12 protein-coding genes are annotated in these 11,931 nt (G+C 63.0%); 11 read left to right on the forward strand and 1 reads right to left on the reverse strand.

Features of this window, described 5'->3' with window-relative positions; translation table 11 throughout:
• Positions 1 to 21 precede the first annotated feature (21 nt).
• From J2Y63_RS03430 to J2Y63_RS03445, 4 genes are all read left to right on the forward strand, one after another.
• Positions 22 to 921 (forward strand): MurR/RpiR family transcriptional regulator, encoded by a 900-nt coding sequence (locus tag J2Y63_RS03430; protein WP_256114539.1) that lies wholly within the window; start codon positions 22 to 24, stop codon positions 919 to 921.
• A 10-nt stretch (positions 922 to 931) separates the two neighbouring features.
• Positions 932 to 1,738, forward strand: coding sequence for an inositol monophosphatase family protein (locus J2Y63_RS03435; RefSeq protein WP_435264938.1), 807 nt, complete (start codon positions 932 to 934; stop codon positions 1,736 to 1,738).
• Positions 1,739 to 1,852: 114 nt separating this feature from the next.
• A complete protein-coding gene (locus J2Y63_RS03440) occupies positions 1,853 to 2,860 on the forward strand; it encodes an amidohydrolase family protein (protein ID WP_435264939.1) in 1,008 nt (335 codons plus the stop codon).
• Positions 2,860 to 3,156 carry a NifU family protein gene (locus J2Y63_RS03445; protein WP_435264940.1) on the forward strand — a complete coding sequence of 99 codons (297 nt, stop codon included), beginning with the start codon at positions 2,860 to 2,862 and terminating at the stop codon, positions 3,154 to 3,156. Before J2Y63_RS03440 ends, J2Y63_RS03445 begins: the two co-directional genes overlap by 1 nt.
• Before the next feature lie 72 nt (positions 3,157 to 3,228).
• Here J2Y63_RS03445 and J2Y63_RS03450 read toward each other — a convergent pair whose 3' ends face one another.
• On the reverse strand, positions 3,229 to 4,293 hold the full coding sequence (locus tag J2Y63_RS03450; protein ID WP_435264941.1) for an SDR family oxidoreductase: 1,065 nt from the start codon (positions 4,291 to 4,293) through the stop codon (positions 3,229 to 3,231).
• Positions 4,294 to 4,405: 112 nt separating this feature from the next.
• On the opposite strand from J2Y63_RS03450, the gene J2Y63_RS03455 reads away from it, so the two are divergent.
• From J2Y63_RS03455 to J2Y63_RS03485, 7 genes are all read left to right on the forward strand, one after another.
• Positions 4,406 to 5,308 (forward strand): LysR family transcriptional regulator, encoded by a 903-nt coding sequence (locus J2Y63_RS03455; protein WP_435264942.1) that lies wholly within the window; start codon positions 4,406 to 4,408, stop codon positions 5,306 to 5,308.
• A gap of 170 nt (positions 5,309 to 5,478) precedes the next feature.
• Positions 5,479 to 6,417 carry a LysR substrate-binding domain-containing protein gene (locus tag J2Y63_RS03460; RefSeq protein ID WP_435264943.1) on the forward strand — a complete coding sequence of 313 codons (939 nt, stop codon included), beginning with the start codon at positions 5,479 to 5,481 and terminating at the stop codon, positions 6,415 to 6,417.
• A gap of 171 nt (positions 6,418 to 6,588) precedes the next feature.
• On the forward strand, positions 6,589 to 7,371 hold the full coding sequence (locus J2Y63_RS03465; protein WP_435264944.1) for an SDR family NAD(P)-dependent oxidoreductase: 783 nt from the start codon (positions 6,589 to 6,591) through the stop codon (positions 7,369 to 7,371).
• 19 nt (positions 7,372 to 7,390) lie between these two features.
• The gene (locus J2Y63_RS03470; RefSeq protein WP_435264945.1) at positions 7,391 to 8,545 is read left to right on the forward strand and encodes an ABC transporter ATP-binding protein; all 1,155 of its coding nucleotides are present in this window, start codon (positions 7,391 to 7,393) and stop codon (positions 8,543 to 8,545) included.
• Positions 8,546 to 8,593: 48 nt separating this feature from the next.
• Positions 8,594 to 10,018, forward strand: a complete 1,425-nt coding sequence (locus tag J2Y63_RS03475) for an ABC transporter substrate-binding protein (RefSeq protein WP_256114528.1) — start codon at positions 8,594 to 8,596, stop codon at positions 10,016 to 10,018.
• Positions 10,019 to 10,096: 78 nt separating this feature from the next.
• A complete protein-coding gene (locus tag J2Y63_RS03480) occupies positions 10,097 to 11,062 on the forward strand; it encodes a carbohydrate ABC transporter permease (protein ID WP_256114526.1) in 966 nt (321 codons plus the stop codon).
• Positions 11,063 to 11,073: 11 nt separating this feature from the next.
• Complete coding sequence (locus J2Y63_RS03485) at positions 11,074 to 11,931, forward strand: carbohydrate ABC transporter permease (RefSeq protein WP_256114525.1); 858 nt, start codon at positions 11,074 to 11,076, stop codon at positions 11,929 to 11,931.

The following is an 11,931-nucleotide window of genomic DNA, read 5'->3' on the forward strand; positions in this document are numbered from 1 at the left end:
TGCAACGGGAGTGATGGTCCGATGGACAGTTCAGCGGACAACAGGCAATCCATCCTCATGCGGATTCGCTGGAAGGCGGGTTACATGAACCCGGCGCTGCGCCGCATCGCGGACCGGGTGCTGAAGGCGCCGGAAGAGATCAAGTCGATCTCCATCAAGGATCTTGCCCTGCAATGCGACGTCTCGGAATCGACCGTCACCCGCTTCGTGCGCGAGATCGAGGTGCCGAGTTTCCAGCAGTTCAAGATCCTCATCGCCGAGGAATTGTCGCAGGGCACCGCAACCGCCCAGCCGCCCTCCGAACGCCACGTCTATGAGGACATCACCGCCGAGGATGACGTCGGCTCGGTGCTGTCGAAGGTCGCCGCTCGTTATGCGATGACGGTTTCCGACACGCGGGCGGGGCTCGCCGAAAGCGAGCTGGAGCGCGCCGTCGCGGCGATCGAGGAGGCTGACGTGCTTGGCTTCTTCGCCATGGGCGCCTCGCTGATCTGCGTGGAAAACGCGCTGCTGCGCTTCATGCGGGTGGGCAAGCGCTGCCTGTTCTTCCGCGACCTCGGCATCCGCCAGATTTCCACCTCGACGCTCGGGCCGAAATCGCTCGCCATCGGCGTCTCCAATTCCGGGCGCACCATCTCGACGGTCGACAGTCTCCAGCAGGCGAAATTGCAGGGCGCGACGACGCTTGCCATCACATCCTTCCCGGATTCGCCGATCGTCCGCCACGCCGACATCTGCCTCTTCACGCCAACCATCACCGGCGTCGTCGGGCCGGGCGAATATCATGAATCCATGGTGTCGAAGATCGCCCAGCTCCAGGTCATCGACGTGCTCTACTCGCTCTATGCGGTGCGCAATTTCGGTCGCGCCATCGAGGGCCTGGAAAAGACCTCCGACGTCACCGCCCTGACCCGTTATTGAAGGAAATCCGATGTCCGACACCGCATTTGCCGAACGGCTGAAGCCGCGCCTGGCCGTTGCCGAACGCGCCGCGCGCGAAGCCGGCCGCCTGCTGCTCGCCCATTACGGCCGCCGCGATGGTCTGGCTATCGAGCAGAAGGGGCTGAACGATTTTGTCTCCAATGCCGACCGCGAGGCGGAGGAGGTGATCGCCGCCATTCTCACGCCGGCCTTCCCCGAGGATGGTTTTCTGGGCGAAGAGACGGGTGCCTCCGCCATCGAGGGTGCCGAGTTTATCTGGTGCGTTGATCCGCTCGACGGCACCACGAATTTTCTGAAGGGCGCGCATAACTGGTGCGTGTCCATCGGCCTCTGGTCGAAGGGCGAGCCGGTTCTCGGCGTGATCTACGATCCGCTGCGCGACGAGCTTTTTGCCGGCGCCGAAGGCATTCCATCCACCGTCAACGGCGTGCCGATCGCGGTCAGCACCATCGACAGCATCGACCGGACACGGCTTGGCATCGGCCATAACCACCGTGTTCCGCCGGCGGTATTTGCGGCCGATGCCGAGCGCCTCTTGTCGGCCGGCGGCAGTTTTTCGCAGGTCGGCGCGGGTGCGCTCATGCTGGCCTATGTGTCGGCCGGACGGGTGGATGGCTATTTCGAGCGCCACATGTGGGCCTGGGATGCAGTTGCTGGTCTTGCCCTCATCAAGGCGGCCGGCGGACGTTTTGCGCCCTATCCGTCCGGTGAGACATCGCTTGCCGCAGGCGGCCTTGTGCTGGCGAGCGGGACGGGTCTGTTCGGCGCGCTTTCCGACCTTTTCGCCATTGCCTGAAGGCAGTCTTCCAATAATCCGAAGACCGGCGCTCTTCTCCTCATGGTATTGATCCGACTGGCTTTTAAGCCAGCCACGGCGCTTGCGCGCCTTCGGATCGATGGGAGAGACTTCATGAAGGACGGAATGTTTGTCTTTGATGCGGCGGTGCATTGCCAGGATTTCAGCGATGGCCAGATCAAGGACGGAAGCGATGGCAGGCGGGTGCGCATCCTGCGCGAACAGCTGACCGGGTTCATCAACCTGACCGGCCGCCGCGGGCCGCCGCCGGAACCGGAAACCTTTTCCGACCCGGATCTCGACTGGGGCATCGACATGCTGTTTGGCAAGGCCGACACGGACATGGCTTGTGCCTGTTCGGTGCCGCTGTTTTCCCACTGGCGCGCCGGCCTCGGCCCCGTCGAACTCAGCCATGCGCTGGCCCAGAAGGACCCGGCCCGCATCGTTCTGACCGGCGGCGTCGACCCGGTCTATCACGGCCTTGGCCCGGCGCTGAAGGAGATGGAGCGGCAGGTGCACGAACTCGGCGCGGTCAGCTTCAAATTCTACCAGTACCAGTCGCGCGGCTGCGCCTGGCGCGCCGACGACCGCGACATCGCCTACCCACTCTGGGAAAAGGCGATGGAACTCGGCATCAAGATGGTGCAGTTCCACAAGGGGTTTCCGCTGGAACTCGGCCCGGTCGAAGCCTTCAAGCCCAACGATCTGCAATATGCGGCGGCCGATTTTCCGGAGCTGAATTTCGGCATCCACCACCTCGGCGATCCCTATGTCGACGAGACCATTTCCATCGCCAGCCGCTTCGAGAACGTCTATCTGATCCTGCCACTCTGGTTCAATCAGTACTATCTTCAGCCCTACAAGATGCTCCAGCGTCTGGGCGAAGCGTTGCTCTACGTCGGTTCGGACCGGATCTGCTACGGCTCGGAAGCGTTCATCTGGCCGCATGTGCAGACCTATATCGACACGCTCGCCAATCTCGTGATGCCCGATGAGCTTCAGGATAAATACGGTTATCCCGAAATCACCCGCGAGATGAAGGAGAACATTCTCGGCAAGGCCTTCGCCCGCGGCATGGGCATCGATCTGGAGGCCAAGAAGCGCGAACTGGGGCTCGTCTGATGATCGATCTTCATGCTCTTGAAGCCGCGCTCGACCGGGCGCGGCCGCTGGTTCTCGGCCATGGCGGCGATATCGAGATCACCGACGTGACTGGGGAGGGCGTCGTGCATGTCGCCCTCTCCGGCGCCTGCCGTGCCTGTCCCAACCTCGCCATGACTTTTGTCGGCCCGGTGCGCAGCTATCTCATGGCTGTCTCCGGCGTGTCGGAGGTCCGCTGCGAGCAGGTCAAGGCCGGGCCACGCGCGCTGTCGCGGCTGGCGAACCTGCTGCACGCGCATCCTTACCCCGTCGCCTAATCATCGCCACGGAATGCAAAAGAGCCCGGAGGATTGGATCCTCCGGGCTCTTTCGTGCGCGCATCTTATTGATCAGGGAATGATCCGCTCCGCCCGCAGCCGGTCGAAGACGTCGATGAAGGACTGTTCGGTGTCCTGGAAATCGGCAAAACCGAGCGCGCGGCTTTTCGCCATGGAGTGCAGGCATTCCATCGGGCGGCCGAGGTCGAGGTCGGTGTGCCACGGCGAGGCGAGGCGGTCGAGCGGGTTCGGCTGCAAGCCGTGTTCTGCGACGAGCCTCTCCCATTGCGGGCCGAGTGTGCTCATGCGCTCCGTCAGCGAATTGTATTCGCCGGGATAGGCCGCTTCCACGCCAAAATAGTCGGCGATGCGCTGCCACAGCTGCTCCCAGCGGAAGACGTCGCCGTTGGTGGCGTTGAAGGCTTCGTTGCGGGCATTGGGCTCGGTGGAGGCCCAGACGATATGTTTTGCGAGCAGGCGCGCATCGGTGATGTCGTTGATGCCGTGATAGGCGGTCGGCGTGCCGGGGAAGACGAAGGGCGCGCCCGTCGCCTTGCAGATCGAGGCGTAGGTGGCGAGCGTTGCGCCGATGTTCATGAGATTGCCGACGGCGTAGCCGATGATCGTGTGCGAGCGATGCACCGACCAGCCGAAACCATGGCGCGCGGCAAAATCCATCGCGATGTCTTCCAGCTCGTAATAAAAGTTCTTCTTTTCCAGCCGCGGGGCATCTTCGCGGAAGGGTGTCACCGGCGTCACCTTGCCGTAGTCTTCGAAGGGGCCGAGATAGTGCTTGGTTCCGGTGACGACCGCGACGTGCTCGACTGTGCTCGCCGCCGCCACGCCGTCCAGCAGGGTGCGCAGCATGCCGCCGTTAAGGCGGATGTTTTCGTCCTCGTTGCGACCGAGCGTCCATGTGCAATAATAGACATGGGTGGGCCTGAGTTCGCCGAGCGTCTTGAGCGCTGCTTCGCGGTCGAGCAGGTCGACGGCGATCGAGCGCATGTAGGATGCGCCGGCCGGTGGACGGCGGCTGAGGCCGGTGATCTCCCACCTGCCGCTGTCGTGCAGGTGTTCGGCCACGTTGAGCCCGACAATGCCGGTGGCGCCGGCGATGAGTGCCCGCTTCTGATACATGCTGATGTCTCCTCCATAATGTTCGACCTCGTGTCTGTCATTTCTCGCTTGTGCCGAAAAGCGGAGCACTGGCATAAGTGAGATGACAAAGGTTCATGAATAGAGACGGATCATGGCCGGCAGGATTTCCGAGATCGAGGTCTTCGTGAAGGTGGTGGAGACGGGCAGTTTCACCGCGGCGGCCGATGCGCTGCATCTCTCGCCGTCGGCCGTCAGCAAAATCGTCGCCCGCATCGAAACGCGGCTCGGCCTGCCGCTCGCCGTGCGTTCGACGCGTAAGCTGCGGTTGACCTCGGAGGGCGAGGATTATTTTGCCCGTGGCAAGCAGATCCTCAAGGATATTTCCAGCCTGGAGCGCGGCGTGAAGGAGAGTGCCGGCCAGGTGGGCGGCGTGCTGCGCGTCAGTTGCAACGTGCCCTTCGGGCTGCATTGCGTGTCGCCGCTGGTGCCTGGTTTCCTGGAGACCTATCCCGAGATCAGCCTGGAATTTTCGCTGTCCGACAGCACCACCGACCTCATCGGCGATGGCATCGACGTGGCGATCCGCACCGGGGTTTTGACGGATTCGACCATTCGCGCGCGGCGGATCGTTGCGTCGCCACGCAGGGTGGTGGCCTCGCCCGCCTATCTCGACAAACACGGCATCCCGGCCGAGCCGCGCGACCTGCTGGAGCACAATTGCCTGACGCTTGGCTTCAGCCGCAGTTACGGCAAGTGGCCGTTCCGCATCGAGCAGGACGGCATTCCCACGCAGCTCGATCTTGCGGTGAAGGGCAATCTGAGCCTGGACAATGGCGAGAGCCTGCGGCGGTTCGCGCTGGATGGCGTGGGGCTGGCGCGGCTGTCCGAGTTCCACATCGGCCAGGACCTGAAGACGGGGCGGCTCGTCGCGGTGCTCGATACCTATAATCCGGGCGATCGCGAGCCGGTCTCGATCATCTATGCCGACCAGTCGCCGCTCGCCCCGCGCATCCGTGCCTTCATCGATTATCTCGCCCGGCATATCGTCGCTTAGGATTTGTGACGAAACGTACAGGATCAAATGACCAATCTTCACCGCACCTGGCCGGGCTGTGGTGTTACTTCTTGGATCAGAGGTTCCGCCTGCCCTGAAGGAGGGCGCCCCGCTGCGGGCGCCGGGCATCCGGAACCACCAGGCAGATATGCCTGACAGGAGGATCCGGAATGAATGGTTTGGCCGATCTCAGGATGTTTTCGGAAATCGCCCGCTCACAGAGCATGGCAAGCGCCGCCAATCGCCTTGGCATGGCGCCGGCGACGATCAGCGGACGGCTGAAGGCGCTGGAGGATCACTATGGCGTGGCACTGGTGCGGCGCACGACGCGCTCGTTGCTGTTGACGGAGGAGGGCAAGCTGCTGCTGGAGCGGGCGAGGCCGGTGCTGTCGGGTTTTGCCGATCTGGAACGGGACATGGGCGGACGGCGCACGGCCGTCTCGGGCGGCCTCGTGCTCTCTTGTGCTGCGGATATCAGCCGCGTGCAGCTTCTCTCGCTGGTGCGCAGCTTTTCCCGCGCCCACCCGGATCTGCACTTTTCGCTCCGCTTCGATCCGCCGGGTAGCCTGCATGAAATTCCTTTCGATGCTGCGCTGCGGGTCGGGCCGGTGCGGGATTCGAACCTGACGATCCGGAAATTGTTTTCGATGGAAACGGTGACCTGCGCTGCACCCGCCTATCTGGCGGAACACGGCGTTCCCGCTCGCCCGGCCGACCTCTGTCGGCATGAATGCCTGCGGCTCGATGGTTCCGGGTTTGCCGGCAATGACTGGGCCTTTCGCGAGGGCGCGAGCGCCGTTTCGGTCGGCGGTCGTTTCCGGGCGAGCGATCCCGCGACGCTGAAAAACTTTGCCGTTCAAGGCCTTGGCATCCTGCGCACTGCACTGGCCGATGTGGAAACGGAACTGGCTTCCGGCCTTCTGGTGCCTGTGCTCGGCGCATTCGAGCCGGAGCCGCAGACGGTCTGCCTGCTCAGCGACAGCCGGCGCCGGCTGCCGGCCAGGACGTCGGAGTTCATCGATTTCGCCCAGGCACATGTCCGTGCGCCGTTTGGCGTGCGGGGAAATCTGGCGACGCCGTCGCAGGGCAGTATCTGCGAAATAGTGTAAAATTTATTTTCTTGCAAAAGTTATGAAAAGAAATTAGTTCTATCGGCCGAGGCAAGTTCCCTCCGGCCGACAGGGCTGGCGGCCGGGTAGGCCGGATGGAGGGAATGAGCGGACCGCCTGGAGGGGTGGTGCGCCGGGGTTGATCCCCGATTGCCATGGGAGGTTTGGGCAATGGATTATGGTCTGAAAGGCAAGCATGTGCTGGTCACCGGCGGCGCCACGGGCATTGGGCTTGCGGTGGCCGAGGCCTTCGTCGCCGAGGGTGCACGGGCCACTGTGAGCGGCCTTTCCGAGGCGGAAGTTGCTGATGCGGTCGCAAAGCTCGGCCCTGAGGCGCGCGGCATGGTCTGCGACCTTACCGTCGCCGGTGAGGACCTGCGTCTTGCCGATTTCGCGCGAGCCGCAGCGCCCGTGGATTTTCTCATCAACTCCGTCGGCATTTTCGAGGTGCGACCCTTCTTCGAAACGCGCGACGAGGACTGGTTCCGATTCTTCGACGTCAACGTGATGACGGGCGTGCGCATGTCGCGGCTGCTGTTGCAGGACATGCTGGCGCGGGGCGAGGGCTCCATCGTCTTCATCAGCAGTGAGAGCGCGGTGAAGCCGCAGGCCTGGATGCCGCATTACGGCGCGATGAAAGCCTGCCTTCTCGGCGTGTCGCGCGCACTTGCCGAACTCACGCAGGGCACACGCGTGCGGGTCAACACCATCCTGCCCGGGCCGACCGACACGCTCGCCGTACGGCGCTACCACGAACAGATCGCCCGCGAAAAAGGCGTCACCCGCGAGCAGGTGGTCGCCGACTATTTCGACGAGACCGAACCGACCTCGCTCATCCGCCGAATGATCGCGCCGGAAGAGGTTGCCGCCAGTGTCGTCCACCTTGCGGCCTCGCCGGCGCTGAACGGCATGGCGATGCGGGCCGAAGGCGGCACCATTCGCGCAATTCTTTGATCTTCAACCGGAAAAGACAATGGCTGACCTTCAGATCGACAACCTGGCAAAGACATTCAAGGGCGGTTTTGAGGCGGTGCGCGGCATCTCGCTCGATGTGGCCGACCGCGAGGCGGTGTTTCTGCTCGGTCCGTCCGGGGCGGGCAAGACCACCACGCTGCGCCTCGTCGCCGGGCTGGAGGAGGCGGGTGCCGGCCGCATCATGATCGGCGGCCGCGACGTGACGCAGTGGACGCCGCGCGAGCGCAACCTCGCCATGGTCTACGACAAACACTCGCTCTTTCCGCATCTGAGCGTCTTCGAAAACCTCGCCTATCCGCTGCGGATCCGAAAGATGGCGGAGGCCGAGATCCGCCGCCATATCGCGGGTGTCGCCGAGACATTGCAGATCGAGAAGCTCTTGGAACGCCGGCCGAACCAGCTCTCCGGCGGCCAGATGCAGCGTGTCGCCATCGGCCGGGCGCTGGTGCGCGATGCGGATGTCTTCCTCCTCGACGAGCCGATCTCCCACCTCGATGCAAAACTGCGCGCCCGCATGCGTGTCGAGTTCAAGCGGCTTCAGCGCGAGTTCAAGGCGACGATGCTCTATGTCTCGCACGACCAGCTCGAAGCCATGACCATGGCGGACCGGATCGTGCTGATCAACAAGGGCCGTATCGAGCAGATCGCCGCCCCGCAGGACCTGTTCGACCGGCCGGAAACGCTGTTTGCCGCGACCTTCGTCGGCGAGCCGCCGATGAACGTCATGAAAGCGGTGATTTCCGAGGCCAATGGCTGCCATTCGCTGCGCGTCGGCGACGCCTATATCGAGGTCGACCACGACTGGATGCAGGACGGCGAGGCGGTAAAACCCGGCGGCAGCTATCTGCTGGGGCTGCGCCCGCAACAGCTTCACCTCTGCCCGCCGGATACGGCACATCCCTGCCGCGTGCAGGGCACGGTTTTTGCCGTCGAGACGCTGGGCTCCCGCGTGGTCTTCGATATCGAGGTGGAAGGCCAGGTGATCCGCGCCATGACCACGCTCGATGCCGCGCTGAAATATCCGCGCGCGATCGGTGCGCCGATCGCGTTCCGCATCGATCCCGACTTCATCTACCTGTTCGACGCCGATAGCGGCCGCACCGTGCGCCAGGCCCGCTTCACCCGACAAAAGCCGGCACGACTGCACGCCTGACCGGGCGTGGCGATGGATACGCATGCACCATCAACTGAGGAGGAGAGAATGAACATCGTGAAATTGAGTGCCGCAACGGCGGCCGGGCTGTCGTTATTGATGCTGGCCCTGCCGACCCATGCGCAGACGGAGGCGCAGAAGGCACTTTCGGGCAAGACCGTGCACTTCCTCGCCCCGTCCATGCCGCAGTTTGCGGCGCTGGCAAAGTTCTTCCCGGAATTCGAGGAGAAATACGGCATCAAGGTCGTCGTCGACGAGGTGCCGTTCGAAAACTACCGGCAGAAATCGCTGGTGGAAATGCAGCAGGGCACCGGCACCTACGACTTCTTCGCGGTCGACGTGATGTGGCTTGCCGAATATGCCGCGGCCGGCTTCCTCGAACCCCTGATGCCCTATGTCAAGAATGCCGACCTGACGGATGCTGACTACGACATCGACGACTTCCTGCCGCGCGTCATCAGCGGCACGGGCGTCTTCAACGACACGCTCTATACGCTGCCGATTGGCGCAGGCCCCGTCGGCACGACATTCCGCGCGGATGTGGCGGAGAAGGCGGGCTTCAAGCTGCCGGAGCGCTTCTCGCCGGAATTCACCACGAAATACATGTACGACGCCGCCAAGAAGGTGAACAATCCCGAATCCAACATGATCGGCTTTGCCAACATTCCGGGCCGCTGGTTCTGGGGCGTTACCTACCTGCCGTATCTGTTCGCCTACCAGACGCCTGAGACCAAGGGCGACGAATATGTCGACAAGGACTGGAAGATCACGATCAACAACGAGCGCACCGTCGCCTCGATCGACTATTTCCTGAGCCTCAAGGAATTCATGCCGGCCGACAGCGCAAACTGGGGCATCGGCGAGGCGACCGCCGTCTATCAGGCGGGCAATGCCTTCGGCACCTGGAACTACCAGGACTTCGTCAAGGGCTTCTTCGAGGATCCCGAAACGCAGGCGAAGGTCGCCGGCAAGAACGTGCACCTGCACACGCCGGCCGGTCCGGATGGCGTGATTGACCCGTGGTTTGGTGCCTGGTCGCTCGGCGTTTCCAAGGATTCCAAGAACAAGGAAGCCGCCTGGACCTTCATGCAGTGGGTGACCTCGAAGGACGTTCAGGCACGCGCCACCCAGTATGGTGCCGGCCCGTCGCGTCACTCGACCTACAAGAGCGAGACGCTTGCGAAGTATCAGCCCTGGTGGCCGGGCGTCTATGAATTCATGCTGAAGGAGACCAATCCCGACGAGCGCGTGCGCGTGCCGGAATGGGCGGAAATCTCCGACATCATGGGCGAAGAGGGCAACCGCGTCTGGATCGGCGAGATCGACAGCAAGACGGCCGCCGCCAACATGGAAAAGCGCATGACCGACGCCATGCGCAAGGGCGGCTACTACATTCCCGGCCGCAACGACCTGCCGAAGCAGCAGTGGCGTGATCTGACCTACTACGATCGCCTGCCGTCCGAGTGGAACTGATCTCGTGAGGGCACCCGGGCGTGATTTCACGCCCGGGTGCCGGCTGCCTCTCCAACCGCAATTCAAAGGGACTGAGACATGTCGATCTCGGAACGCACCACAACAGCCCCGCCGATGGCGCTTAGCCATAGGGGCATCCTGTCCCGTTTCGGCCCTTCGAACCGAGCGGTCTTCCCCTGGGTACTGATGGCGCCGACGCTGATCATCCTGTTCGCCATCGGCATCTATCCGTTTCTCTACTCGCTCTATATCGCGAGCCACAACGTCATCCTGTCCAAGCCCTACCTGCCGCGCATCTTCGTCGGCCTCTACCAGTACCAGGCGCTGATCCAGGATCCGGAATTCTGGCATGCGCTGCGCAAGACGCTCCTGTTCACGGTGCAGGCGGTGTTCATCGAATTCTGGCTCGGCCTCGGGCTGGCGCTACTGTTCCAGCGGCAACTGGCCGGCATCGCCTTCATGCGCGTCTTCATCCTCATCCCGATGATCCTGCCGCCCTTGGTCGCTGCCCTCATCTGGCGCTACATGTTCTATCCCGGCGCCGGCCTGATGACCTATTATGTCGGCGGCATTACCAAGGCCCTCGGCTTCGGTGAAATCCCGTTCCTGTCCGACCCGACGATCGCCTTCCAGACCCTCGTGTTCGTCGATGTATGGGAATGGACGCCGTTCATGTTCCTCATGCTGTCGGCCGGTCTCGCCTCCATTCCGCGCCAGCCCTACGAGGCGGCGGAGATCGATGGCGCCAGCTCCTGGCGGGTGTTCTGGACCATCACCATGCCGCTGCTCCGGCCCGCGATCCTGATCGCCGTCGTCATCCGCACCATGGATGCCTTCCGTACCTATGAGCTGATCGTGATCATGACCCGCGGCGGACCGGGCAACGCCACCACAACCATGAATGTCTTCCTGACAAAGACCGGCCTCGAATTCTTCGACGCGTCGAAGGCTGCGGCCCTGTCGCTGATCATGATGATGATCATCATCGTGATGAGCTTCGTGTTCATCCGCGTCTTCCGGTCCAAGACCGAAGTCGCCGAGTAAGGAGAGCCGCCATGAAGCAGCCAACCTACAATATGGAATCGCCCGCAGCGCCGCTGGTGCAGCGCAACTGGTGGGTCTACCTGGTGCTCATCCTCGTCTGCCTGGTCAATTTCGTGCCCTATCTCTGGGTCGTGATGACCGGCTTCATGGACGGCGCTTCGGCATCCTCCGCCACGCCCGCATGGTTCTTCACGCCCTCCCTCGAAGCGTTCCACTACCTGATCGTCGAGAAGGGCATCATGAAGAACTTCTTCAACAGCGTGATCGTGTCGCTCGCCTCGACCTTCTTCTCGGTGACGATAGGCATGTTCTGCGCCTATGCGCTGGCGCGTTACGATTTCACCGGCCGGGACGACGTGTCCTTCTGGGTGCTGACGAACCGCATGATGCCGCCAGTGGCGGTGCTCATCCCCATTTTCGTCACCTTCCAGACCGCCGGGCTGCTCGACACGCTGGCAGGCCTGGTCCTCCTCTACACGGCGATGCAACTCCCCTTCGTGGTGTGGATGCTGACGGGTTACTTCCGCGACATTCCCCGCCGCTACGAGGAATCCGCCATGGTGGACGGCGATACGTGGTTCGCGGCTTTCCGCAAGGTCACGCTGCCGCTGATGATGCCGTCGATCACCGCCACCTCGATCTTCGTGATGATCCTGTCCTGGAACGAGTTCGCTTTCGCGACCTTCCTCACCAGCACGCAGGCGAAAACCATGCCGCCGGCGATCATGGCCTATTCGATCGGCGCGGACATCCGCTGGAACGTGCTGGGTGCTGCCGTCGTGCTGATCACCGCGCCGCTCATCCTCTTCGTGCTGCTGCTGCAACGTCAGCTGATCAGCGGGCTCTCGCAGGGCGTGGTGCGCAAATGA

It is taken from the genome of Shinella sp. BE166 (genome assembly GCF_051201095.1).
In the GTDB taxonomy this organism is placed as follows: domain Bacteria; phylum Pseudomonadota; class Alphaproteobacteria; order Rhizobiales; family Rhizobiaceae; genus Shinella; species Shinella lacus.

What these genes read in the sequence shown, in the direction of transcription:
- J2Y63_RS03445 (WP_435264940.1), top strand. Translation starts at nt 2,860, where the DNA reads ATGATCGATCTTCATGCTCTTGAAGCCGCGCTCGACCGGGCGCGGCCG.
- J2Y63_RS03440 (WP_435264939.1), top strand. Translation starts at nt 1,853, where the DNA reads ATGAAGGACGGAATGTTTGTCTTTGATGCGGCGGTGCATTGCCAGGAT.
- J2Y63_RS03430 (WP_256114539.1), top strand. Translation starts at nt 22, where the DNA reads ATGGACAGTTCAGCGGACAACAGGCAATCCATCCTCATGCGGATTCGC.
- J2Y63_RS03485 (WP_256114525.1), top strand. Translation starts at nt 11,074, where the DNA reads ATGAAGCAGCCAACCTACAATATGGAATCGCCCGCAGCGCCGCTGGTG.
- J2Y63_RS03475 (WP_256114528.1), top strand. Translation starts at nt 8,594, where the DNA reads ATGAACATCGTGAAATTGAGTGCCGCAACGGCGGCCGGGCTGTCGTTA.
- J2Y63_RS03435 (WP_435264938.1), top strand. Translation starts at nt 932, where the DNA reads ATGTCCGACACCGCATTTGCCGAACGGCTGAAGCCGCGCCTGGCCGTT.
- J2Y63_RS03450 (WP_435264941.1), bottom strand. Translation starts at nt 4,293, where the DNA reads ATGTATCAGAAGCGGGCACTCATCGCCGGCGCCACCGGCATTGTCGGG.
- J2Y63_RS03480 (WP_256114526.1), top strand. Translation starts at nt 10,097, where the DNA reads ATGTCGATCTCGGAACGCACCACAACAGCCCCGCCGATGGCGCTTAGC.
- J2Y63_RS03455 (WP_435264942.1), top strand. Translation starts at nt 4,406, where the DNA reads ATGGCCGGCAGGATTTCCGAGATCGAGGTCTTCGTGAAGGTGGTGGAG.
- J2Y63_RS03460 (WP_435264943.1), top strand. Translation starts at nt 5,479, where the DNA reads ATGAATGGTTTGGCCGATCTCAGGATGTTTTCGGAAATCGCCCGCTCA.
- J2Y63_RS03465 (WP_435264944.1), top strand. Translation starts at nt 6,589, where the DNA reads ATGGATTATGGTCTGAAAGGCAAGCATGTGCTGGTCACCGGCGGCGCC.
- J2Y63_RS03470 (WP_435264945.1), top strand. Translation starts at nt 7,391, where the DNA reads ATGGCTGACCTTCAGATCGACAACCTGGCAAAGACATTCAAGGGCGGT.